The sequence below is a fragment of the Pseudomonas sp. 18058 genome, from assembly GCF_902706155.1.
GTDB classification, from domain to species: domain Bacteria; phylum Pseudomonadota; class Gammaproteobacteria; order Pseudomonadales; family Pseudomonadaceae; genus Aquipseudomonas; species Aquipseudomonas rustica.
Genome location: NZ_CACSJY010000003.1, coordinates 136,792 through 161,677, shown reverse-complemented (window position 1 = coordinate 161,677; position 24,886 = coordinate 136,792). Strand labels below are relative to the sequence as shown.

The 24,886-nt window shown below is 59.1% G+C and carries 18 protein-coding genes and 1 pseudogene; 8 read left to right on the top strand and 11 right to left on the bottom strand.

Annotated elements, in window-relative coordinates:
- Positions 1-144 precede the first annotated feature (144 nt).
- From GVL50_RS02925 to GVL50_RS28880, 9 genes are all read right to left on the bottom strand, one after another.
- Positions 145-1,593, bottom strand: coding sequence for a lipopolysaccharide kinase InaA family protein (locus GVL50_RS02925; protein WP_159811683.1), 1,449 nt, complete (start codon positions 1,591-1,593; stop codon positions 145-147).
- Complete coding sequence (locus tag GVL50_RS02920; RefSeq protein WP_159811682.1) at positions 1,593-2,345, bottom strand: lipopolysaccharide kinase InaA family protein; 753 nt, start codon at positions 2,343-2,345, stop codon at positions 1,593-1,595. Before GVL50_RS02920 ends, GVL50_RS02925 begins: the two co-directional genes overlap by 1 nt.
- Entirely contained in the window at positions 2,342-3,076 is a 735-nt protein-coding gene (locus GVL50_RS02915) for a lipopolysaccharide kinase InaA family protein (RefSeq protein WP_053116718.1), read from the bottom strand. The genes GVL50_RS02920 and GVL50_RS02915 overlap by 4 nt, the downstream gene beginning before the upstream one ends.
- Complete coding sequence (gene rfaP, locus GVL50_RS02910; protein WP_159811681.1) at positions 3,076-3,882, bottom strand: lipopolysaccharide core heptose(I) kinase RfaP; 807 nt, start codon at positions 3,880-3,882, stop codon at positions 3,076-3,078. The genes GVL50_RS02915 and rfaP overlap by 1 nt, the downstream gene beginning before the upstream one ends.
- On the bottom strand, positions 3,882-5,003 hold the full coding sequence (locus tag GVL50_RS02905; protein ID WP_159811680.1) for a glycosyltransferase family 4 protein: 1,122 nt from the start codon (positions 5,001-5,003) through the stop codon (positions 3,882-3,884). The genes rfaP and GVL50_RS02905 overlap by 1 nt, the downstream gene beginning before the upstream one ends.
- Positions 5,003-6,064: a lipopolysaccharide heptosyltransferase I gene (gene waaC, locus GVL50_RS02900; protein WP_159811679.1), complete on the bottom strand. Its 1,062-nt coding sequence runs from the start codon at positions 6,062-6,064 to the stop codon at positions 5,003-5,005. Before waaC ends, GVL50_RS02905 begins: the two co-directional genes overlap by 1 nt.
- Position 6,065: 1 nt before the next feature.
- Positions 6,066-7,100: a lipopolysaccharide heptosyltransferase II gene (gene waaF, locus GVL50_RS02895; RefSeq protein WP_159811678.1), complete on the bottom strand. Its 1,035-nt coding sequence runs from the start codon at positions 7,098-7,100 to the stop codon at positions 6,066-6,068.
- Between the two features lie 1,266 nt (positions 7,101-8,366).
- Positions 8,367-11,306 (bottom strand): bifunctional [glutamate--ammonia ligase]-adenylyl-L-tyrosine phosphorylase/[glutamate--ammonia-ligase] adenylyltransferase, encoded by a 2,940-nt coding sequence (gene glnE / locus GVL50_RS02890; protein WP_159811677.1) that lies wholly within the window; start codon positions 11,304-11,306, stop codon positions 8,367-8,369.
- Entirely contained in the window at positions 11,303-11,428 is a 126-nt protein-coding gene (locus GVL50_RS28880) for a hypothetical protein (RefSeq protein WP_256671812.1), read from the bottom strand. Before GVL50_RS28880 ends, glnE begins: the two co-directional genes overlap by 4 nt.
- 262 nt (positions 11,429-11,690) lie before the next feature.
- On the opposite strand from GVL50_RS28880, the gene aceE reads away from it, so the two are divergent.
- The 5 genes from aceE to msrA all read left to right on the top strand — a co-directional run bounded on the left by aceE (position 11,691) and on the right by msrA (position 21,776).
- Positions 11,691-14,336 (top strand): pyruvate dehydrogenase (acetyl-transferring), homodimeric type, encoded by a 2,646-nt coding sequence (gene aceE / locus GVL50_RS02885; RefSeq protein ID WP_008081364.1) that lies wholly within the window; start codon positions 11,691-11,693, stop codon positions 14,334-14,336.
- An 11-nt stretch (positions 14,337-14,347) separates the two neighbouring features.
- Complete coding sequence (gene aceF, locus GVL50_RS02880) at positions 14,348-16,312, top strand: dihydrolipoyllysine-residue acetyltransferase (protein WP_159811676.1); 1,965 nt, start codon at positions 14,348-14,350, stop codon at positions 16,310-16,312.
- 266 nt (positions 16,313-16,578) lie between these two features.
- Positions 16,579-17,976: an alkaline phosphatase D family protein gene (locus tag GVL50_RS02875; RefSeq protein WP_159811675.1), complete on the top strand. Its 1,398-nt coding sequence runs from the start codon at positions 16,579-16,581 to the stop codon at positions 17,974-17,976.
- Positions 17,977-18,229: 253 nt separating this feature from the next.
- Positions 18,230-20,926: a bifunctional diguanylate cyclase/phosphodiesterase gene (locus tag GVL50_RS02870; protein ID WP_053116710.1), complete on the top strand. Its 2,697-nt coding sequence runs from the start codon at positions 18,230-18,232 to the stop codon at positions 20,924-20,926.
- A 184-nt stretch (positions 20,927-21,110) separates the two neighbouring features.
- Positions 21,111-21,776 (top strand): peptide-methionine (S)-S-oxide reductase MsrA, encoded by a 666-nt coding sequence (msrA, locus tag GVL50_RS02865; protein WP_053116709.1) that lies wholly within the window; start codon positions 21,111-21,113, stop codon positions 21,774-21,776.
- A 109-nt stretch (positions 21,777-21,885) separates the two neighbouring features.
- Here the strand turns inward: msrA and GVL50_RS02860 are convergent, their stop codons facing one another.
- Positions 21,886-22,725, bottom strand: a complete 840-nt coding sequence (locus GVL50_RS02860; protein ID WP_159811674.1) for a 23S rRNA (adenine(2030)-N(6))-methyltransferase RlmJ — start codon at positions 22,723-22,725, stop codon at positions 21,886-21,888.
- A gap of 281 nt (positions 22,726-23,006) precedes the next feature.
- Positions 23,007-23,198, bottom strand: a pseudogene (locus tag GVL50_RS02855) (hypothetical protein); the annotation flags it as partial.
- Between the two features lie 105 nt (positions 23,199-23,303).
- Here GVL50_RS02855 and GVL50_RS02850 point away from each other — a divergent pair.
- Genes GVL50_RS02850 through GVL50_RS02840 form a run of 3 tightly spaced genes read left to right on the top strand, consistent with a single transcriptional unit; the run spans position 23,304 to position 24,873 of the window.
- Complete coding sequence (locus GVL50_RS02850) at positions 23,304-23,888, top strand: PAAR domain-containing protein (RefSeq protein WP_159811673.1); 585 nt, start codon at positions 23,304-23,306, stop codon at positions 23,886-23,888.
- Entirely contained in the window at positions 23,888-24,460 is a 573-nt protein-coding gene (locus GVL50_RS02845) for a type VI secretion system amidase effector protein Tae4 (protein ID WP_159811672.1), read from the top strand. The genes GVL50_RS02850 and GVL50_RS02845 overlap by 1 nt, the downstream gene beginning before the upstream one ends.
- Positions 24,457-24,873 carry a hypothetical protein gene (locus GVL50_RS02840; protein ID WP_159811671.1) on the top strand — a complete coding sequence of 139 codons (417 nt, stop codon included), beginning with the start codon at positions 24,457-24,459 and terminating at the stop codon, positions 24,871-24,873. The genes GVL50_RS02845 and GVL50_RS02840 overlap by 4 nt, the downstream gene beginning before the upstream one ends.
- The last annotated feature ends 13 nt before the right edge of the window (positions 24,874-24,886 follow it).

Here is a 24,886-nt window from a genome sequence, read left to right as displayed (position 1 = left end):
GGGTTCTGGAGAAGTTGTAGGAGAAGTCAGCGGAGTTTGTGGCGTATTGATGTTCAGGTTCAAAAGATCGCAGCCTTCGGCAGCTCCTACAGGAAATCGCATTCCAAATGTAGGAGCTGCCGAAGGCTGCGATCTTTTAAGTCCTCAGACTCGATCAATACTTTTCGGCAAGCGCTGATCAATCACTCGATACAGCGCGCTGCTCTCGGGCCAGTTGCGCATGAACCGTGCGCGGTCGCGGGCGTAGGCCGGGGCGAAGCTGCCGAGGGAGCGGTGTTGGCACATCGAGTCGAGGTCGATCAGGGCCCAGCGATCGTCCTGCCAGAACAGGTTATGGCCCTTGAAATCGCCATGACTGATGCGCTCGGCGATCAGGCGGGCGAACAGTTGATCCAGCGCCTGCAACTCGGATTCCGGCGCCTCGCCGTTTTCAACATACGGCGCAAAGCGCTCGATGATGTCCGGGCCCGGCAGGTATTCGGTGATCAGATAAGCGCGGCTGCGCAGCCACAGAAAGCGTTTTTCCAGTACGGCCAGCGGCTTCGGCGTGGCGATGCCGAGGAACGCCAGACGATTGCCTTCACGCCATGAATGCCAAGCGCGGCTCGGGCGCCAGAAGCGTTTGAGCCAATGAGCAAAATTCTTGATGTTGTAGCGCTTGATCACCAGTTTGCGCCCGGCCACTTCAACCTTGCCGACGCTCGCCGCGCCGCCGGTTTTGTACAAATGGCCCTGATCGAGCAGCGCATCGGCCTGTTCCAGCACCGGCACCATCGCCGCCTCTTCTTCGCGACGAATAGCACGTAGCGCGAATGCTCCGCGCTGCACGGCAAACAGCGTGCACTCGCGACCGACCTTGATCAGGTAATCGCGCAAACGCCAGGCGCGCACTTTGTCGATCTGCTTCTGCAACGCTTCCAGCGGCAACGCGTGTTCGCCGTTGCTCAGCAGGTAATACACCAACAATTCTTCAGTGAACGGCTCCAGCGCCTTGGGCAACTGGGCGAAAAACACACCGAGATTTTCCAGCACTTTCTGCCGCGACAACGGCTGGCCAGCGGTTTCCGCGCAGATGCCGGCACCGTCGATCAGATACAACTGGCCGCCATGGCGCAGCAGATTGTCGAGGTGCAGGTCTTCCTGCCACAGGCCTTTGCTGTGCAACTGCGCAATCGCGCCGAGTGCGTCGCCCAACACCGCCGATTGTTCATCCGCCAGCACCGGCAACGACTCGACCTGTTGCCAGGCATCGCCAAGGCTTTCAGCGTCTTCAAGGAATTCGAACAGCAGCCAGCCGCCCTCGCCTTCCTTCAAGCCATCGGCCAACAGCAGCGGCGTGGTCAAGCCTTGCGCCGCCAGCAGCTTCACGCCATTGAGTTCACGCTGAAAATGCCGCGCCGCTTTGCTGCCGACCAGCAATTTCGCCAGCACTGGCCGACCGCGCCACACACCGGCACCGACATAACGCTGCCCCGGCAGCACCCGCAGCAGACTCAGCAACTGCAAATCGGCAGGCCCGGCGGCATCGGCCAGGGAAGTCGTCAACGGCAGACTTGGCGTGCGCCCGGCGTTTTTCAGGTCGGACAACTGCATCAGCGAGTCTCCTTGCGACTGCGCCGCGCAGTCAGACGCGTAACCCAGGCGTCGACCAACGAACTGTCGGTCGCCTGATCGACATAGGCCGCAAGCAGCTCGCGCAGTTGCGCCTCGTTCCATTGCGGCGCACGGCGCACCAGCGGCTCCAGATCCTTGACCCGATCGCGCATGCCCCACAGCAGTGGCCGGGTTTTCTCCAGGTCGATCAACTGCGCGCGATACTCAGCGCCGTCGGCCTGCAAAAAAATATGTTTCGGGTAAAAACAGCCGTGCACCTGACGCAGACCGTGCAGCAGCCGCGCCAGTTGCCCGCAGGCCTTGAGGATCGCTGATTGCTGCGCGACGGTCAGTTCCGACCAGCGCTGCAACAACGAATCAAGATCATCCCAGCCATCGAGGGCGCGGGTCAGCAGGATCGCGCGGACTTCGCCATCGACCTTGCGCTGGCCGAAAAAAGCCGCTTGCAGCGCCGGAATCCCCAGCGTGTTGTAACGGCTGATATTGCGAAACTCACGGGCAAAACTCGGCTCGCCGAATGGCGCGTGCAAGGTGCGCGTCAGGTAGTTGCTCTGGCGCTTGAGGTAGTAGGCGTGCCCTTCCAGCTCCAGGCGAAACACGCTGCTCCAGCCGCCACCGTCAGTGTTCGGCTCGTCCACCGCTTCAAGCTGTTTGGCCCAGAGCGCGTCGAAGGTGCCGAGGCCATGGCGCTCGAGCAGCGCACGGTCTTCAGCGGCCAGAAAATCAGTCATTCGCGTCCCTCGAAAAATCTCACCACGTGGCGAATGCGCTTTTTGTCAGCGGCATTCAGGCGATCACGCCCACGGTATTGCAGGTAGAAGCGCAGGCGCTGGGTGTTCGACAGGTGATATTTGGCGACCTTGTCGAGGCAGGCCAGATCCTTGGTGATGCGGTACTTGAGCCAGAAACCGCGCCAGAAATCGCCGTTCGGGCAGTCGATCAGGAACAGTCGATCCTGATCGTCGATCAGCAGGTTGCGCCACTTCAGATCGTTATGGGTGAAGCGGTGATCGTGCATCGTCCGCGTGTAAGCGGCCAGTTGCCGACTGACGCCATCGACCCAGGCGCGATCCTTGAGTTTCGGATCGTTGCGCTCGGCCAGCGCCGAGAGATCCTCGGTGCGCGGCAGTTCGCGGGTGATCATCGCGCCGCGGTCGTACGCCGCGCCACGTCGCTCCAGACCCCAGGCCACCACTTCGGCGGTGGGAATGCCCCACTTGGCGAAGCGCTTGAGGTTCTGCCATTCCATCTTCACCCGCGGCTTGCCGAGGTAACGGCGCAAGCCTTTACCGGCGCCGACGTAGCGTTTGACGTAATAGTTGACGCCGTTGCGCTCGACCCGGACGACTTCCGACAGCGGATCGCGAGTCAGCCGTTCGCCTTGCAGCGCGAACACCGCTTCGAGGCTGCCAAAATCTTCGGCGAGTTCACTGTATTGCGGCTCCAGAATCCAACCCGCCATCAGAGCGCATCCCCGTAGCGCTGTTTACGCGCATAGAGCTTGTTGGCCTTGCCTTCGAGCCAGCTCAGCAACGGCGCTTCTTCGGCGAGAATCTGCCGCAGCGGTTGCTGGAAATAACCCTTGAGGAAACGCAGCTTGTCGCGTCGGGTCAGGCCGATATCCAGCGCGGAAAAGTACAGCGCGGCCAGATCCTTGTTGCGCCAGCGCTGGGTGATTTTCGCGCGGGTCTGGGCACGGTGCAGATCAATCACCGAGAGTTTGAAATCTTCTGCCGTCACCGGTTTATCGGTGTGCAGCAGGAAGTGGCAGATGTAGCAGTCGCGGTGATTGACGCCCGCGCGGTGCATCATGCCGGTCATGCGCGCGACTTCGGCGATCAGCGCGCGCTTGAGTTTCGGCTCGGTCGGCTGCTTGATCCAGTCGATGCTGAAGTCTTCGAGACTGACGGTCGGCGCCAGTTCTTCGGTGACGATGAACGAATGCTGATCCGCCGGGTTGCTGCCCTTCTCGCCGTACGCAACGGCGGTCATGGTCGGCACGCCGACTTCCTGCAAACGCTGGATAGCCTTCCACTCCTGACCCGCGCCGAGTACCGGCAGCTTGGCAGTCAGCAGATTTTTGAAGATTTCGCCCCAGCCGATGCCACGGTGGATCTTCACAAAAAATCCGTTGCCGTCGACTTCCGTGCGCAGTGTCCGGCGTGCTTCCAGCTCGCGGTATACCTCGCCCTGCAAGCCTTCGACTTCGGCGAACGGGTCGCGTCCGGCCCAAAGGCTTTTGAACGGTTCAGCCAGCATCAACTTCATTAAGCGTGCTCCGCCAGAATCACATCGGCCGCGTGCTGCGGCATGCTGTAGAGGTCGGCCGTCTCCGCGAAGGCCAGACCATTGCGGCTCCAGGCCGCGCGTGCAGCGTCGTCTTTCAACATGTCAGTCAGGTATTGCGTCAACTGCGCCTGATCGAACGGCTCGTCCAGCACTCGCCCGGCGTCGGCCTCGGCGATGTAATGGGCATAACCGCAGACCGCACTGACCAACACCGGCAAGCCGGCGACCAGCGCTTCAAGCAACACAGTACCGGTGTTTTCGTTGTACGCCGGGTGAATCAACAGGTCGGCGCCGAGCAGGAAACGCGGGATATCGCTGCGCCCTTTGAGGAACGTGACGTTATCGCCCAGACCCAACGTCGCGCTCTGCATCTGGAATAATTTGGGGTCATCCTGGCCGATTACAAACAGCCGCGTGCGCTTCTTCAGTTCGGCGGGCAATGCGGCCAGTGCTTTCAGGCTGCGATCGACGCCCTTGGTCTTGAAGCCCGAACCGATCTGCACCAGCAGCAGCTCGTCATCCTTCAGATTGAATTCGGCGCGGAAACCGGCGCGAATTTCGTCAGCGTCCGCTGGACGGCGGCGATCCTGGGCGATGCCCGGTGGCAGCAAGTGGAAGCGCTCAAGCGGCGTGTCGTAATGCTTGATGAACAACGGCTGCTGCACTTCGGAAATCATCAGCACTTCGGTCTTCGCATCTTTGGCGAACACCGCGCGCTCGTATTCGGCGAAGTGGCGATAGCGGCCCCAGCGGCGGTACAGCGAATTGCGCAGGTTCTGCGCCTTGTCTTCGAAGCAGCCGTCGGCGGCGTAATAAACGTCCAGCCCCGGCATCTTGTTGAAGCCGATCAGGCGATCAACCGGGCGCTTGGCCAGATCCGCTGCCATCCACGCACTGAGTTTTTCGTTGCGACGATGATTGAAGAAGGCTTTGACCGGCGCCACCAGCACTTCAAAACCGGGCGGCACGTCGCCTTCCCAGATCAGCGTGTAGACGCGGATCTGATGCCCGCGTTTCTGGCATTCGAGGGCGATGCGCATGAAATCGCGCTGCAAGCCACCGAACGGAAAATATTTGTACAGGACGAATGCCAATTGCATCAGCGCAGCTCCTCAGCCATTAACAACGTGCTCAGTCGGCTGGCGACACGCTCGGGGTTCAGACGCGTGAAGCACAGCGGCTGTTCACGCTTCAGGTCAAACTGACGGGCATCCTGCGCGGTCGGTTGATAGGTACATTTCTTTTGCAGGCACGGCGCGCACGGGAAGTCGCTGGCCAGGTGAATCTGCAATTTGCCGTAAGCGCCGGTCAGGCCCGGGTTGGTCGGGCCGAACAGCGAAATGGTCGGCACGTCCAGCGCCGCTGCCAAATGGCCGAGGCCGGTGTCCACCGCCACGCAGGCTTGCGCCCCGGCGAGGACTTTGCCGACGCCGGCCAGATTGAGTTTCGGCAGCACTTCGGCGTGTTTGAAACCGGCGGCAATGCGTTCGGCGCGGGCCTTTTCCTGCGGATTGCCCCACGGCAGCTTGACGCCGACGCCGAGGTAACCGACGCGTTCGGTCAGTTCGCGCCAGTAGGCTTCCGGCCAGTGTTTGGTGTCCCACGTGGTGCCGTGCAGGAACACTACGAAGGCGTTTTTGCGTGGCAGTTCGACCAGACGCTCGACGTTGAGGCCGTAGTCGCCCAAGCCTTTTGGCAGGTCGTAACCGAGGGCGATGGCGAACAGTTGGCGCACGCGTTCGACGGCATGTTGCCCACGGGCCACGGCCAGTTTGCGATCGTAAAAACGCGCGGCCATCGGCTCGCGGGCCGAACCTTTGTCGAGCCCGGCCACCGGCGCTTTGACATAACGGGTCAGCCAGGCACTTTTCAGCAGACCTTGGGCGTCGATGACCAAATCGTACTTTTGCGCGCGCACGCTTTGCTTGAAGCGTTTCCACTCGCCGCTGGTGATGGTTTTCCAGAGGTTTTTGCGCCAGCGGCGGATCGCCACCGGAATCACTTTGCCAACGGCCGGGTGCCAGGTCGGAATCTCGGCGAAGCCTTCTTCAACGACCCAGTCGAATTTGATCCCGGGGATCGCCCTGGCGGCGTCAGTCAGCGCCGGCAACGCATGAATCACGTCGCCCAGCGATGAAGTCTTGATCAACAGTACCCGCAACTTAATGAACCTCGACCACAGAGCCCTGCAATTTCTGCAAGGCATCGTTGACCGCGTCCGGCATCAGCTGGCGCAGGCAGTTGTAATGGCCGAAGCGGCAGGTACGGTCGAAGCATGGGCTGCAATCGAGCCCCAGACGCACCACTTCGACGTGCTCGGCCAACGGCGGGGTGAAGCCCGGCGAGGTTGAGCCGTAGACCGCGACCAATGGACGATTCAGGGCGGCGGCGACGTGCATCAGGCCGGAGTCATTGGAGACCACCGAGTCGGCGCAGGACATTAGGTCGATGGCTTCGGCCAGCGAGGTGCCGCCACTGAGGTTGACCGATTCTTCGCGCAGGCCCGGGATCAATCGGGCGCGAATGTCTTCGCCGACCGCGTGATCGTTTTTCGAGCCGAACAGCCACACTTGCCAGCCTTCGCGGATACGCGCTTCGGCGACTTTGGCGTAATGCTCGGACGGCCAGCGTTTGGACTCGCCGAACTCGGCGCCGGGGCACAGGGCCAATACCGGGCGATCGAGGCTCAGGCCGAACTTGGCCAGCGCGGCTTCGCGGGTGACCGGGTCGATTTGCAGGCTTGGGCGTGGATAGGGTTTCGGCAGCTCGGCGTTCGGCTCATAGGCCAAAGCCATGAAACGCTCGATCATCAGCGGATAGCGTTCTTTGTCGAGGGTGCGCACGTCGTTGAGCAGACCGTAGCGGAATTCGCCGCGCCAGCCGGTGCGTTTCGGGATGCCGGCGAAGAACGGCACCAGCGCTGATTTCAGCGAGTTGGGCAGCAGGATCGCCTGATCGTACTGACCGCGCAGGGATTTGCCGATGCGCCGACGCATCGCCAATTCCAGCGCGCCATGGCCGAGCGGGAAGCTCAAGGCCTGGCGCACTTCGGGCATGCGCTCAAGGATCGGCCGGCTCCACTCGGGGGCCAGCACGTCGATTTCGCATTGCGGGTGGCGCTGTTTGAGACACTGAAACAGTGTCTGCGCCATCACCATGTCACCGACCCAACTGGGCCCAACGATCAGAATATTCATGTGGTTTCCAAAAACGAACCGGGGAGGCATTTACGCCTCCCCGCCTCGAGAATTCTACAAATACTGTAGATCTACTGTGGGAGCGAGCCTGCTCGCGAAAGGGTCTTCACATTCAACATTATTGTCGTCTGATACTCCGCTATCGCTGGCAAGCCAGCTCCCACAGGGTTTTGCACTCACTCCAACATCTGCATTTCACCGCAGATCTATTGTAGGAGTGAGCCCGCTCGCGAAGAGGCCAGCACATCCGAAATCAATGCTGCCTGACACTCCGCCTTCGCGAGCAAGCTCGCTCCCACAGGGTTTTGCGTCCGTTCCAACATCTGCATTTCAGCGCAGATCACTGTGGGAGCGGGCTTGCTCGCGAAGGCGCCGGCACATCCGAAATCAATGTTGCCTGACACTCCGCCTTCGCGAGCAAGCTCGCTCCCACAGGGTTTTACATCCGTTCCAACATCTGCATTTCAGCGCAGATCACTGTGGGAGCGGGCTTGCTCGCGAAGAGGCCAGCACATTCAACATCGATGTTGCCTGACACTCCGCCTTCGCGAGCAAGCTCGCTCCCACAGTGTTTTGCGTCCGCTCCAACATCTGCATTTCAGCGCAGATCACTGTGGGAGCGGGCTTGCTCGCGAAGAGGCCGGCACATCCAACATCGATGTCGCCTGACACACCGCCTTCGCGAGCAGGCTCTCTCCCACAGGGTTTTGCGTCCGTTCCAACATCTGCATTTCAGCGCAGATCACTGTGGGAGCGGGCTTGCTCGCGAAGAGGCCGGCACATCCAACATCGATGTCGCCTGACACACCGCCTTCGCGAGCAGGCTCTCTCCCACAGGGTTTTGCGTCCGTTCCAACATCTGCATTTCAGCGCAGATCACTGTGGGAGCGAGCTCGCTCGCGAAGAGGCCGGCACATCCAACATCGATGTCGCCTGACACTCCGTCTTCGCGAGCAGGCTCGCTCCCACAGGGTTTTGCGTCCGTTCCAACATCTGCATTTCAGCGCAGATCACTGTGGGAGCGGGCTTGCTCGCGAAGGGGCCGGCACATCCAACATCGGTGCTGCCTGACACTCCGCCTTGCGAGCAAGCTCACTCCTACAGGGTTTTGCGTCCGTTCCAACATCTGCATTTCCGCGCAGATCACTGTGGGAGCGAGCCTGCTCGCGAAGGGGCCGGCACATTCAACATCGATGTTGCCTGACACTCCGCTTTCGCGAGCGGCTCGCTCCCACCTTTTGAATTTCGTTGCCTTCATTGGCGGGTTCAGCTTAGCCCCATCTCTTTCCAGATCCGCAACACCTGTCGCCGTTCTTCGACAAACTGGTCGCCTGCAATCACCCCCGGGTCCTTCTGCAAGGCCTGCCGGTGGGCGGCGGAGCGGTAGGCTTTGTAGGCCTCGCGCAACAGGCTGGCGTCTTCGGCAGGCATCAGCCCTTCGTGTTCCAGCTCTTCCGTGATGCGGATGTTATCGGTCCAGCGCAGCAATGGCGGGTGGTTGTGCGACCACGCCAGGGCCGCGTATTGCACCATAAATTCAATATCGACGATACCTCCGGCGTCCTGCTTGAGGTCGAACGGCGCCGTGGCGTCGAAGGCATTCGCCGCTGTGCCGGCCGCGGTGCTCTTGGTGCCGAGGTTGTCGCGCATCTTCGCGCGCATCTCGCTGACTTCCTGTTGCAACTTCGCCAGATCACGGGATTTGCCCAACACCTGCGCACGAACCTTCTCGAACGCTTTGCCAACATCCTGACTGCCGACCAGCACCCGCGCCCGCACCAGAGCCTGATGCTCCCACGTCCACGCTTCATTTTCTTGATAACGAGCAAACGCGCCGAGCGAACTCACCAACAGCCCGGAAGCACCGGACGGCCGCAAACGCATGTCCACTTCATAGAGCTGGCCCGAGTTGGTCTGCGCCGTCAGCAAGTGAATGATCCGCTGCCCCAGCCGGGTAAAGAACTGCGCGCCATCAATCGGCTTGGCCCCGTCGGTTTCCGCCTGCGGATCACCGTCGTGGATAAACACCAGATCCAGATCCGAACCATGCCCCAGTTCCAGCCCGCCGACTTTCCCGTAACCGACAATGATGAAGCCGGGATCGCACAAGGTGCCATCGGTGCGCAGCGGTGTGCCGTGTTTGGCCACGGTCTGGCGCCAGGCCAGGGCCAGCACTTGTTCAAGAATCGCCTCAGCGAGCCAAGTCAGGTAATCGCTGACTTTCATCAACGGCAGGCTGCCGGCGATTTCCGAGGCGGCGACGCGCAAACGGTGCGCCAATTTGAAATGACGCAGCGCTTCCATTTGTTGTTCGAGGTCGTCTTCGGGGATTCGCGTCAGCCGCTCGCGCAATTCGGCGGCCAATTCCGGCGCCAAGGGCGGCTTGAACAAACGCCCTTCGTTGAGCAATTCATCCATCAGCAGCGGGAAGCGAGTTATCTGCTCAGCAATCCACGGGCTCGCCGCGCACAACGTCAGCAAGCGGCGCAGCGCACCGGGGTTTTCCGTGAGCAAGACTAAATAAGCCGAACGCCGAGCGACCGCTTCCACCAGCGGCAACACCCGCTCAAGCACCAGATCCGGATTGGCATGCTCAACCGCTTGCGCCAACAGGCGCGGAATAAACGCATCAAGACGCTCGCGCCCTAGCCGTTGCATCGCGCGCAATTGCGGGCTGCCGCGCAAACCGGCCAGTGCCTTCAGGGCTTTGCTCGCATCAGCGAAACCGCCCTCTTCCAACTGACGGCACGCGGCCTCTTCGTCCTGTTCCTCTTCCCACAACGGCAACCATTCACCGCCAACCACTACTTCGCTTTCGGTGCCTTCTTCCTCGTCGGGATCGGCAATCACCTGCGCAAAGTGCCAGGCGACGCGGCCGCGCCAGAACATCAGCTTCTCGTGGAAAGCGTCCCAATCGGCAAAGCCGAGCATGAAAGCGATGCGCGCCTGATCCTGCGCGCCATCCGGCAACATCTGCGTCTGACGGTCGGCAATCGCTTGAATCGCATGCTCGGTGTAACGCAGAAATTCGTAACCTTCACGCAACTCGCTGATCACCGCCGGCGGCAGGTAGCCCTGCCCTTCCAGCGTGCTCAACACCTTTAATAGAGGACGCTGTTGCAGACTCAGGTCGCGGCCGCCGTGGATCAACTGAAAGGCCTGAGCAATAAACTCGACCTCACGAATCCCGCCGGAACCCAGCTTTATGTTGTCGGCCATGCCCTTGCGCCGCACTTCCTGCTGGATGAGCTGCTTCATGGTGCGCAGCGCTTCGATCGCCGAGAAGTCCAGGTAACGCCGATAAACAAATGGCCGCAGCATGTCAAGCAACTGCGCACCGGCGACCTGATCGCCGGCCACCACCCGCGCCTTGATCATCGCGTAGCGTTCCCAGTCGCGGCCCTGATCCTGGTAATACTGTTCCAGCGCATTGAAGCTCAGCACCAGCGCGCCGGAGGAACCGTACGGGCGCAGGCGCATGTCGACGCGGAACACAAAGCCGTCGACGGTCATCGGATCCAGTGCCTTGATCAGGCGCTGGCCGAGACGAATGAAAAATTCCTGATTATCCAGCGAGCGCTTCACGCCCACCGTTTCGCCGCCCTCGGGGTAGGCAAAAATCAAATCGATGTCGGAGGACAGGTTCAGCTCGACCGCGCCGAGCTTGCCCATGCCGAGGATGACCATGGGCTGCGGCTCACCGCTGCGGCGACCGGTCGGCGTGCCGAATTGTTCGCAATGGCGGCTGTACAACCATTGATAAGCCTGGTCGATGGTGGCGTCGGCCATGTCCGAGAGATCGCGGCAGGTCTGCACCAGATCAGCCTGACGGGTAAGGTCACGCCAGATGATCCGTACTTGATGGCGCGCCCGTTGGCGACGCAGGGCGCGACCGAGTTCGTCTTCGGTCTGTGCCGCGCTCACCGCAGCGGAAATCTGCGCACACAATTCACCCGGTGCGAACGGCCGGTCGAGTTCGCCAGACTGCACCAGCGCGAGCAACATCAAAGGGTCACGAACGCTCTGTTCAATGACGAACTCGCTGGCAGCGGTGACGCGGGCGAACTGCGCCCAGCGTTCTGGCGTCCAGGTCGAGAAGCCGTGATCGTCTTCCAGTTCGGCGACGGCCGTACGGAACGACTGTTCGGATCGAGTGACCAACGGCAGGAGGATGGCAGGCAGTTCGGCAAGCACGGGCAGGGTCATGGTCTATCCTTGATCGGCGTGTATTCAGCCGCTTGTAGTGAATGGTGAAAACCCGCTACCTGAAGGACTGTCGAACAAAAGTTAGAAATAGCTGAAATTTCTTCTTCTTTAGCATCCAGCATCAAAGTTTCACCTTTTACGGATGGTAATCGACCAACCTTAACGATTATTCTCACAACGCAGTCAGAGGCCACAAGCCTTTCATCTGTAGTTTTACTACTCGTCTATACATCCGAAAGGCTGAAATGCTCAAAGATTTGTAGTAAAACTACACGCCGCCGGAACAACCTGTCGGCAATCCAAGAATTTTAAATCGTCTGCCCACAAGGCCAGTCGCAAACTCAGGCAACCGATTCTGGAAGCCTTTCCGCCCTGGAGCAAGCCATGCAAGACCTCGATCCCGTCGAAACCCAGGAATGGCTGGACGCCCTGGAATCGGTTCTCGACAAAGAAGGCGAAGACCGTGCTCACTATCTGATGACCCGTATGGGTGAACTGGCAACCCGCAGCGGTTCGCAGCTCCCTTACGCCATCACCACGCCTTACCGCAACACCATCCCGGTAACCCACGAAGCACGCATGCCTGGCGACCTGTTCATGGAACGCCGCATTCGCTCGTTGGTACGCTGGAACGCGATGGCCATGGTAATGCGTACGAACCTGAAAGATTCCGACCTCGGTGGTCACATCTCCAGCTTCGCTTCCAGTGCGACCCTGTATGACATCGGCTTCAACTACTTCTTCCAGGCCCCGACCGACGAACACGGCGGCGACCTGATCTACTTCCAGGGCCACACCTCGCCAGGCGTTTACGCCCGTGCGTTCATGGAAGGCCGCATCACCGAAGACCAGATGAACAACTTCCGCCAGGAAGTCGACGGTCAGGGCCTGTCGTCCTACCCGCACCCTTGGCTGATGCCTGACTTCTGGCAGTTCCCGACCGTATCGATGGGTCTGGGTCCGATTCAAGCGATCTACCAGGCTCGCTTCATGAAGTACCTGGAACACCGCGGTTTCATCCAGCCGGGCAAACAGAAAGTCTGGTGCTTCCTGGGCGACGGCGAGTGCGACGAGCCGGAATCCCTGGGCGCGATCTCCCTGGCCGGCCGCGAGAAGCTGGACAACCTGATCTTCGTCATCAACTGCAACCTGCAGCGCCTCGACGGCCCGGTTCGCGGCAACGGCAAGATCATCCAGGAACTCGAAGGCGTGTTCCGCGGTGCTCAGTGGAACGTGACCAAAGTCATCTGGGGCCGTTTCTGGGATCCACTGCTGGCCAAAGACGTCGACGGCATCCTGCAACGTCGCATGGACGAAGTCATCGACGGCGAGTACCAGAACTACAAAGCCAAAGACGGCGCGTTCGTCCGTGAGCACTTCTTCAACACGCCTGAACTCAAGGCGATGGTTGCTGATCTGTCCGACGACGAGATCTGGAAACTCAACCGTGGCGGCCACGACCCGTACAAGGTCTATGCGGCTTACCACGAAGCGGTCAACCACAAAGAACAACCAACCGTCATCCTCGCCAAGACCATCAAAGGTTATGGCACCGGTGCCGGCGAAGCGAAAAACACTGCGCACAACACCAAGAAAGTCGATGTCGACAGCCTGAAGTTGTTCCGCGATCGTTTCGACATCCCGGTCAAGGACGAAGAGCTGGAGAACCTGCCGTTCTTCAAGCCAGAGCCAAACAGCGCCGAAGCTCGCTACCTCAGCGAGCGTCGCACTGCACTGGGCGGTTTCGTGCCACAGCGCCGCGCACAAAGCTTCAGCGTACCGACGCCGGACCTGGACACCCTCAAGGCCATCCTTGACGGTTCCGGCGACCGTGAAATTTCCACCACCATGGCCTTCGTGCGAATCCTCGCGCAACTGGTCAAGGACAAGGAAATCGGCCCGCGCATCGTTCCGATCATCCCGGACGAAGCCCGTACCTTCGGTATGGAAGGCATGTTCCGTCAGCTCGGCATCTACTCGTCCGTCGGCCAGCTCTACGAGCCAGTCGATAAAGACCAGGTGATGTTCTACAAGGAAGACCAGAAAGGTCAGATCCTTGAAGAGGGCATCAACGAAGCAGGCGCCATGAGCTCGTTCATCGCCGCCGGTACTTCGTACTCCAGCCACAACCAGCCGATGCTGCCGTTCTACATCTTCTACTCGATGTTCGGCTTCCAGCGTATTGGTGACCTGGCCTGGGCCGCTGGCGACAGCCGTACCCGTGGCTTCCTGATCGGCGGCACCGCCGGCCGTACCACCCTGAACGGTGAAGGTCTGCAACACGAAGACGGTCATAGCCACCTGCTGGCTGCAACCATCCCGAACTGCCGCACCTACGATCCAACCTACGGCTACGAGCTTGCGGTGATCATTCAGGACGGCATGAAGAAGATGACCGAAGAGCAACAGGACATCTTCTATTACATCACCGTGATGAACGAGTCGTACCAGCAGCCAGCCATGCCGGCCGGTGCCGAAGAAGGCATCAAGAAAGGCATGTACCTGCTCGAAGAAGACACCCGCGATGCGGCGCACCACGTACAGCTGATGGGCTCCGGCACCATCCTGCGTGAAGTCCGTGAAGCGGCGAAGATTCTGCGTGAAGAGTTCAACGTTGGCGCTGACGTGTGGAGCGTTACCAGCTTCAACGAACTGCGTCGCGACGGCCTCGCTGTCGAGCGCAGCAACCGTCTGAAGCCGGGCCAGAAGCCTAAGCTGAGCTACGTCGAAGAGTGCCTGAACGGCCGTAAAGGTCCGGTCATCGCCTCTACCGACTACATGAAACTGTTCGCCGAGCAGATCCGTCAGTGGGTACCGTCGAAGGAATTCAAAGTCCTCGGCACCGACGGTTTCGGCCGCAGCGACAGCCGCAAGAAACTGCGTCATTTCTTCGAAGTTGACCGTCATTTCGTGGTGTTGGCAGCCCTGGAAGCACTGGCTGACCGTGGTGATATCGAACCTAAGGTTGTGGCTGAAGCCATCACCAAGTTCGGCATCGACCCGGAAAAACGCAACCCACTGGACTGCTGAGGAGACATTTTGTGAGCGAACTCATTCGCGTACCTGACATCGGCAGCGGTGAAGGTGAAGTAATTGAACTGTTTGTGAAGGTCGGCGACCGTATCGAAGCCGACCAGAGCATCCTGACCCTGGAATCGGACAAGGCCAGCATGGAAGTGCCGGCCCCGAAAGCCGGCGTCATCAAAAGCCTGAAAGTGAAGCTGGGCGACCGTCTGAAAGAAGGCGACGAACTGCTTGAGCTGGAAGTCGAGGGCGCCGCTGAAGCGGCCCCTGCTCCGGCTGCTGCACCGGCTAAAAAGGCTGAAGAAAAACCGGCCGCCGCTCCTGCTGCTGCCGCGCCTGCCGCGGCCCCTGCTGCCGCTTCGGTTCAGCAAGTGCACGTGCCGGACATCGGTTCGTCGGGCAAGGCGCAGATCATCGAGATCCAGGTCAAGGTCGGCGACACCGTCGAAGCTGATCAATCGCTGATCACGCTGGAATCCGACAAGGCGAGCATGGAAATCCCGTCGCCTGCCGCTGGCGTGGTCAAGGCCATCAGCGTCAAGCTCAACGACGAAGTCGGCACTGGCGACCTGATTCTGGATCTGGAAGTGGCGGGTGCTGCGGCCCCTGCTGCGGCCGCTCCGGCTCAGGCTGCTGCTCCGGCCGCTGCCGCTGCGCCTGCTCCGGCAGCCGCGCCAGCCGCTCCGGTTGCTGACAGCGTTCAGGACATCCACGTTCCGGACATCGGCTCGGCTGGCAAAGCCAAGATCATCGAAGTGTTGGTCAAGGCTGGCGACACCGTTGAAGCCGACCAGTCGCTGATCACCCTGGAATCCGACAAGGCGAGCATGGAAATTCCATCGCCTGCCGCCGGCGTGGTGGAAAGCGTTTCCATCAAGCTGGATGACGAAGTCGGTACCGGCGACCTGATTCTGAAGCTGAAAGTCAAAGGCGCGGCCCCTGCTGCTGCCCCGGCGCCAGCTGCCGCCGCTGCTGCTCCGAGCGCTCCGGCACCTGCCGCTGCTGCTCCGGCTGCCGCTGCACCTGCTGCAGCTCCAGCCGCCGCACCGGCCAAGCCGGGCGCGAAAGTTCACGCCGGCCCAGCCGTGCGTCAACTGGCCCGTGAGTTCGGCGTCGAGCTGAACGCTGTCGGCGCCAGCGGCCCGCACGGTCGTATTCTGAAAGAAGACGTGCAGGTTTACGTCAAAGCGATGATGCAGAAGGCCAAGGAAGCACCGGCCGCTGCTGCTGGCGCAACCGGTGGCGCGGGCATCCCGCCGATTCCGGTCGTCGACTTCAGCCGTTTCGGCGAAATCGAAGAAGTGCCGATGACTCGCCTGATGCAAATCGGCGCGTCGAGCCTGCACCGCAGCTGGCTGAACATCCCGCACGTGACTCAGTTCGATTCGGCTGATATCACCGAGCTGGAAGCGTTCCGCGTGGCACAGAAAGCCGTTGCAGAGAAGGCCGGCGTCAAGCTGACCATCCTGCCGCTGCTGCTCAAGTCGTGCGCGCACATGCTCAAGGAGCTGCCGGACTTCAACAGTTCGCTGGCGCCAAGCGGCAAAGCGATCATCCGCAAGAAGTACATCAACATCGGCTTCGCCGTCGACACTCCGGATGGCCTGCTGGTACCGGTCATCAAGAACGTCGACCAGAAGAGCCTGCTGCAACTGGCAGCCGAAGCCGCTGCGCTGGCCGCCAAAGCCCGCGACAAGAAGCTCACCGCTGACGACATGCAAGGCGCCTGCTTCACCATTTCCAGCCTCGGCCACATTGGCGGCACCGGCTTCACGCCGATCGTCAACGCGCCGGAAGTGGCGATCCTCGGTGTTTCCAAGGCAACCATTCAGCCAGTCTGGGACGGCAAAGCCTTCCAGCCGAAACTGATGCTGCCGCTGTCGTTGTCCTACGATCACCGTGTGATCAACGGCGCCGCTGCCGCACGCTTCACCCAACGTCTGGGCAGCCTGCTGGCGGACATCCGCACCATCCTGCTGTAATCCCAAGTGGCCCTCCAGCAATGGAGGGCCGCTTGTGTTTCACGTTTTCGAGCGCCACACGCTCGTACCTCAACCCCGTCAGTTTGACGGGGCTTTTTTTTGCCTGAAATTCGCTTCTTATACTTTTCCCACACATTGCGCTGACATCGGCTACAGCCCGAGTCAACTTCGTGCCGATCTTTTTATCCAAACGCCAACTAGTCTTGGCACAGCACAGTCAAACTACCTTTTAGTTTTATCTGACACTCATTCGAATGGATTCGAACATGTTAAAACCGACTATCGGCCCGATCATTGGCCACGTTACAACTAACCAGGCGCGGATATTTATTCGCGGCGAGTTTCAAAAAGATCTTCAGGTGTTCGCCGGCATTCGTTATCGGGCCAGCGACACGCCACAATGGACTAGAGGCATTTTTGCCAAACTCGACGAATCTCGCGACATGTCCAATGTGATCGCACTTAATAACTTGGATGAAGACACCGAGTACGAATATCAAACCGGCTGGTTCAGCCCGATGAGTCCGGTACACACCGTCGACAGTGTCGCTGAACTGCCGCTGCAATGGCCGCGCGAGACTCACCGTTTTCGCACCCGCTCCGGCGAACCATTGCAGCCGCGCGCCTACATCGTTGGTTCGTGTCGTTACCTGCGCATGACGGCAGGGGTTGCGGTGCTGCCGCAGTTGGGTGACCGAATCTTTGCTTCAATCCGTCAATTGATTGAGGGGATACAACCACCCATCAGTGCAATGCTGATGACCGGCGACCAGATTTATGTCGACGACCTCAACTTGATTGCGCCTGATCACGAATACAAAGATATTCTCGCAAAATACCGCGCAGCGTTTTCGCAACCCAACATAAAGCGCTTAATGTCGGAAACTTCGACGTTTATGATTCTCGATGACCATGAAATCGAGGACAACTGGCCGGCGAATGCCGAAGCAGGTGACGACGCGTTATATAACAACGCAACCAAAGCCTATGAACTGTATCAAGCCAGCCATAGCCCGGCCTGTTCTTTGGCAACTAACGGCCAAGTTGATCATTCATCTATCCAGCATTACTGGTATCAATTCAGCGACGGCGATCTCGAATGGTTTGTCACCGATAGCCGCACCCGCCGCAACTTGTCGGCCGATGATCGACGCATCCTCGACGACGAACAGGAGCAAGCGCTGCTGGACTGGCTGATCAACAGCACGGCGCGGGTCAAATTCGTGGTCACCAGCGTGATGTTCTACCCGGACGGCAAAGGCCTTGGCGAAGATGCGTGGAAAGCTTTTCCGGAGCAGCGTTTACGTCTGCTGGAAACCATTCGTACCCGGCGGATCAGCAATGTGATCTTCATTTCCGGCGACGTGCACGGCTCGATGACTGCGCGCCTGACGCACAGTGAAGATCCTGATTTCGAAGTGCACACCGTGGTGTCATCGCCGCTGTGCAACAGCAAACTGCTGCCGTATGCCAAGGCATCCACTTTCATCCTCGATCAGCCGCTGGTGCGCACGGCGGCGGGCGATTATGTGCATGAATTGACCAGCGAGGTGATCAGTCAGGACAACTTTGCGCACATGGTGGTCGAGGCTGAGCGGATTGTGGTGAATTACCATGATCGCGATGGGAAGCCGTTGCAGTCGATTGCGATAGATCTGCGCTAAACCTTAAAAGATCGCAGCCTTCGGCAGCTCCTACAGGGATCGCATTTCTCTTCAAACGTGGGCGCTGGCTGCGATCTTTTGCTGTTTTCAAATAGACGCTGGAGAAATGTTCACTCCAGCCGACATATTCTTATAGCACTTGGCCTTCATCACTCTTGTCAGTCAGTGCTGCAATGATGCAACCTTGCCGCAGGCAACGTTTAAGAGGGCGAGAGCCCGGCGCGTTCAGCATATTTCCAAGCGAGTTCCCTTCATGAAGAGCCAACCCGATGCCGCCAGCCGTATGGTGGCCGAGGTAGTGACGCAGTTGCCTGTGCCCTCGCGGCTCGGCATGCTGCGTTTCGAGCGCTTGAATGAAGCCAGTTGGGCGATGCTCTTTCTCGATCCAAATTGCGAACGCCAATTCGGCCAGCCCGCTGTCGAGCTGTGCGCTCTGGTCGGCTCGCCTTACGCCAGCCTGATGGAGCCGGAAGCGCGCTATCAACTGCACGACGCGATCCAGCAACAACTCGGCGCCAGCCCGCATTATCTGGTGCGTTACACTCTGCACACCCCGGCCGGCGCGCTGAATATTCTTGAACTGGGCGAAGCCTACAAACAACACAACCGTCACCTGCTGCGCGGCTATCTGCTGGCGGTCGATGACGTCTTCGACGATGCGCCGCTGCAACCCTCGGTCGATCTCGAAACCCAGAATTCGCGCCTGCAAATCGCCCTCGAACTGAATCAGCGCGCGCAGCAGGAACAACTGCTGCATCTGGAGCGTGTCCGCGCCCAGCAGGATTTGATTTTGCTGCTCGCCCGTCAGCGCTACAGCACGCACAATTCCTTGCAGGAAGCCGCCGAACTGATCACCCGTTGCGCCTGCGATATCTATGAAATCGACTGCGCCAGCCTGTGGAACCTCGAAGGCCAGCAACTGGTGCCGATCTCGGCGTACCACCGTACGACGCAGGAATACATCCTGCCGGACGTGATCGACGTCAGCACCTTTCCCGATTACATGGAAGCGTTGCAGAGCAGCCGCGCCATCGATGCGCACAACGCGATGCGTGACCCGCGTACCCGCGAAATGGCCGAAGCCCTGCGCCCGCGCGACGTCAATGCGATGCTCGATGCCAGCATTCGTGTCGATGGTCAGGTCGTCGGCGTGTTGTGCCTGGAACAGACCGGCGTCACTCGCGCCTGGCAGTCCGACGAAATCGCTTTCGCCGGCGAGTTGGCCGACCAGTTCGCGCAAGTTATCAACAACCACAACCGCCGCACCGCCACCAGCGCCCTGCACCTGTTCCAGCGTGCGGTCGAGCAAAGCGCCAACGCGTTTTTGCTGGTCAATTGCGACGGCGTGGTCGAGTACGTCAACCCGAGCTTCACCGCGATCACCCAGTACACCACCGAGGAAGTCCACGGCCAGCGACTGTCCGAGTTGCCGGCGCTGGAAAACCTTAGCGAGCTGCTGTTCGACGCGCCCTCGGCGCTAGCCAAGAGCAACAGTTGGCAGGGCGAATTCAAGAGCCGCCGGAAAAACCTAGAACCGTACTGGGGCCAGTTGTCGATCTCCAAGGTCTACGGCGACAACCGTGAGCTGACGCATTACATCGGCATTTACGAAGACATCACCCAGACCAAACTCGCGCAGCAACGCATTGAGCGTCTGGCCTACACCGACAACCTGACCAACCTCGGTAACCGCCCGGCGTTTATCCGCAATCTGGACGAACGCTTCGCCCGGGATAGCGATACCCCGATCAGCCTGTTGCTGGTCGACATCGACAACTTCAAGCGCATCAACGACAGCCTCGGCCACCAGACCGGCGACAAACTGCTGATCAGTCTGGCCCGACGTCTGCGCAACAGCCTCAGCCCAAGTGGCAGCCTCGCGCGATTCGCCAGTAACGAATTTGCCGTACTGCTCGACGACACCGATCTGGCGACCGGCCAGCAGATCGCCAACCAATTGTTGGCAACGTTGGATAAACCGATGTTCGTCGACAACCAGTTGATCAGCGTCACCGGCTCGGTCGGTCTGGCCTGCGCGCCGTTGCACGGTCGCGACCCGCAAACCCTGATGCGTAACGCCGGTCTGGCACTGCATAAGGCCAAGGCCAACGGCAAACATCAGGTGCAAGTCTTCACCGAAGCGTTGAATGCCGAGGCCAGTTACAAACTGTTCGTCGAGAACAACCTGCGCCGCGCCCTGACCCAGAATGAGCTGGACGTGTTCTATCAGCCCAAGCTGTGCCTGCGCAGCGGTCGCTTGCTGGGCATGGAGGCACTGTTGCGCTGGAATCACCCGGAACGCGGCATGATCCGCCCGGATCAGTTCATCAGCGTCGCCGAAGAAACCGGGCTGATCATTCCGATCGGCAAGTGGATTGCGCGCCAGGCCTGCCGCATGAGCAAAGCACTGACCGCTGCCGGCATGGGCAATCTGCAAGTGGCGATCAACCTCTCGCCGAAACAGTTTTCCGACCCGGATCTGGTCGCCTCCATCGCCAACATCCTCAAGGAAGAAGCGCTGCCGGCCCATCTGCTCGAACTGGAACTGACCGAAGGTTTGCTGCTGGAAGCCACTGAAGACACGCACTTGCAGCTTGATCAGCTCAAGCGTCTGGGCCTGACCTTGGCCATGGATGACTTCGGTACCGGTTATTCGTCGCTGAGCTATTTGAAGAAATTCCCGATCGACATCATCAAGATCGATCGCAGCTTTATCCACGAAATCCCCGACAACCAGGACGACATGGAAATCACCTCAGCGGTGATCGCCATGGCGCACAACCTGAAACTCAAGGTTGTGGCGGAAGGCATCGAGACCGCCGAACAACTGGCATTCCTCCGTCGCCATCGCTGCGACGTCGGCCAGGGCTACCTGTTCGACCGCCCGATCCCCGGCGGCGAACTGATCCAGGCGCTGAAACGCTACCCACGCGGCCCGCTCGCCCTCTAACCCCCCGCCGCCCTCTCATGTAGGAGCTGCCGAAGGCTGCGATCTTTTGATCCTGTTTTTTTAAAGACAAGATCAAAAGATCGCAGCCTTCGGCAGCTCCTACATTGGCTAGTGCGAAGTCGGGCATCATTGGGCACACTGGCGGTCTGACTTTTTACATCCAACCTGACTGAGAGGACTGATCATGGTTCTGCGCTCGGAAATTCTGGTGAACAAAAACGTGCTCCCAACCAAAGAACAAGCTCTGCCCGGCCGCGAAACCGCGATGACCCTGCCTGAAAAACACTTCGTGTTTGAAGACACCCCGCTGCTCGGCCCGTTTTTCCAGGACGTCGATTTTGCGATCTTCGGTCTCGGTTGCTTCTGGGGTGCAGAACGCCGTTTCTGGCAGCGCGAAGGCGTGGTCAGCACGGTCGTCGGTTACGCTGGCGGCTTCACCCCGAACCCGACCTACGAAGAAGTCTGCTCAGGCCTGACCGGCCACTCCGAAGTGGTGCTGGTGGTGTTCGACAAGGATAAAGTCAGCTACGAAGAGCTGCTGGCGATGTTCTGGGAACTGCACAACCCGACGCAGGGCATGCGTCAGGGCAATGACATCGGCACGCAGTACCGCTCGGTAATCTACGCGACTTCGCCTGAGCATCTGGACGCGGCGCTGAAGAGCAAAGCGGTGTATCAGGCTGAATTGTCGAAGGCTGGCCTGGGTGAAATCAGCACCGAGATCGAACAGGCGCCGACCGTGTACTTCGCCGAGACGTATCACCAGCAGTATCTGGCGAAGAATCCTGAAGGTTATTGCGGGATTGGCGGCACCGGCGTGTGCATGCCACCGAGTCTGGCGGGTAATTAAAGCTTAGAAGCTTCGCGAGCAAGCCCGCTCCCACATTTGAAATGCGTTCCAAATGTGGGAGCGGGCTTGCTCGCGAAGGCGTCCGCTCAGACACCATCAAACCAACGGATCAGCTCTCAGCAATCAACCAATCCATCTGCCAGCCACCCTGAGTCTGCCCCAGTTTCTTCGACAACCACGGCAGCAACTCACGCAACTCTTCCTCCAGCCCCCACGGCGGATTGGCGATCGCCATGCCCGAACCGTTCAGACTGTTCGGCGTATCCAGCGGATGCACCAGCAACTCCACGCGCAGCAACTTCGGCGCACCGCTCCCGGCCAGATCCTGATAGAAACGACGCAGCGCACGCGGGTCTTTCACCGGATACCAGATAGCCGCCACCGTTTGGCGCATGCGGCCAATGGCCTCTTTCAACGACGCCGCGCAACGTTGCATCTCATCAAGCTGTTCGAACGGCGGATCGATCAGCATCACCGCGCGCTTTTCCTGCACCGGCAACATCGCCCGCGCCACATGCCAACCCTCGCCGAGGTGTACTTTCACCCGACGATCACCGGCCATGTTGTCCTTGAGCAGCACGCCGTCCTCCGGGTGCTTCTCGTTGAGCATCACCCGATCCTGCGGCCGCGTCAGACGCCGCGCCAGCTCCGGCGAACCCGGGTAATAGCGCAACTGGCCATCCGGGTTCATCTCGTGCAGCACTTTCATGTAGTCGGCGGTCAGCGCTGGCAGATCCGGCTGATCCCACAAGCGCGCGATGCCTTCCAGGTACTCGCCGGTGCGATTCGCCTGATCGCCCTGCAAGTCATACAGACCGATGCCGGCGTGGCTGTCGAGATAGGCAAACGGCTGCTCCTTGCGCGACATCAGGGCGATGAGGCGGGTCAAAGTCAGGTGTTTGAACACATCGGCGTGATTGCCGGCATGGAAGGCGTGACGATAATTCATGGCTGCTCCTGCGAAGGGCGCAAAGTTTACCTTTTACCGCGCGGCAAGTCAGGGGTTGGCGGCTGAGCGGACAAATGCGCGCCCTCACCCTAGCCCTCTCCCAGAGGTAGAGGGGACTGAGTGAGGTGATCCTGCGGCTTATGTCGACCTGAAAAATCAGCGTCATCTCAGGCTTGGCCAAGCCAAATCGCCGCTGAAGGCGCAAGTCGGCGTAGATCACCCAGCCGACTCGGTCAGTCCCCTCTCCCTCTGGGAGAGGGCTAGGGTGAGGGGCTTTGATTTTAAGACCCCGCACTCAACCGCTTACCGATGACATCCAGCACATCACAGCCATCACGTAGCGGAATCACACACAGCATGGCGAAATCGCTGAGGATGACGGAGTCGCACTCGATCGAGCCGCGCATGCACATGTTTTCCAGCACCTGAATCACGGCGCGCAGATGGTGGTTAAAGGCGATGTCTCGTAAAACCCGAGCAACATCAAGAAACATTTTGCGGCAGCATAACCGTCGTCGCACAAGCGAAGGGAATGCGAATATCCGTATCACTTAAAACCTGTAAAGAGGGAAATTTACATGGGAAGAAAGGTGATCGGTATCGGCGCCCCTACATCAACCGGGGGCGCGGTTCTGGAAGGAAACATCGGAATCAACATTGATTACGCGGTGAGCACTTCATCTCTCGGCCATATGGCCAGCTGTCCCGTATGCCCTCCGGGTAAAGGCCCGATTGTCGCGGTAGGCCCGCGAACTATCACTCTGCCTGCAGGACTGGTTGCGCTTGAGGGTGATTATGTAGCGTGTGGCTGTCCGCCGAAATCCAACACTGTTCTCTTTGCTCAATCCTCCGTCTTTGGTGGAGGCGAACATAGCGCTGCAGGCTTCTCTCCCATCATTCCTTTGGTCCCCAAACCGAAAAGTATTCAACGCATAACGTTTTCATATGGAGCCAACCAAACTCCGGTGGACTCGGTGTCGCGCTTTTATACCGACTTGAATATTCATGTGAAAACTTCCGGCTATTCACCCGGCGAGACCGTTACCGTGACGATCAGCGGTGCAACCGAAAAAGCGCTGTCTGGCACCGTGGGCCCGAAAGGTATAGCGATCATTCCAAACGCTTTTGAGGCTGAAGCCTTTGATATGGAGGGAGAAATTTAATGGCTCAGCTCAATATCAGTGCCGGTGGAGTCACCTCCAACATCCTCGTAAAAAGGCCAAAATTCAGCACCTTGTGGACAGCCTACGCAGAAGTTGGTCTTAAAAGCTCGATTGATGTGTACGCGCTCGTAGGAGGCAATGTCGAAGCTGCCAGAGCAGAAAAACCTGATGCTTACGCAAACGCATGCGCTCTGAGGATAAGTAGAGGGTTTAACTATGGTGGATACAAAATACCGAAAGGAACGATCATTCCAAGCAAATCCATCTATCGTCTTGCTGGTGCGGATCAACTCCCCTATATCATGAAAGTTGCAGATTTTCTGGCTTTCCTGAAACATAATTGGGGTGCTCCGGATCGTGAGTTGATAATGAGCGAGGCAAATTACATCAATGGTAAGAAAGGCGTGATTATCATGGAGATCAATGGCTGGAGCGATGCGACGGGTCATGCGACTTTGTGGAACGGTAGCGCGACCGGCGACAACAGTGACTACCACCGCTCAGACAGTCACACTTACGATAGGCCAGACGTAAAGCTGGAAAAAATCAATTTCTGGGAGTTAAAGGGATGAAATTCCAGCTGCTTATCGCAATAGGCATTCTTGGCCTGTCCGCTAACGCCATTTCAAGTGAAGCAGATCTCAATAGTGCAAGAACCTCACTGAAGAATTACGGCCTAGCTAACTGCATATCGAATCAATTCCAGAGTGCATCAGACATCAAGTCAGACCTCGGACTTGCGATTGGCGCTTACTCAGTTATGGGCAAAGGGGAACACGCCATATTGCAGAATGAGGACACACTGGAAGTCACCCACGACCCCTACCTCGAAACCGAAAAATTCGTGACAGAGGCGTACACGAAGACATCTTCAATCAGCAAACAGTCGGGCAAAAATATCGTGTTCTATTCTTGCCTCGAAATTTACAACTCTCCTGCGTTCGACGCTTTTATCAAGTCACAGGATCAGTACCTACAGAATTAAAATTCTCACAGGT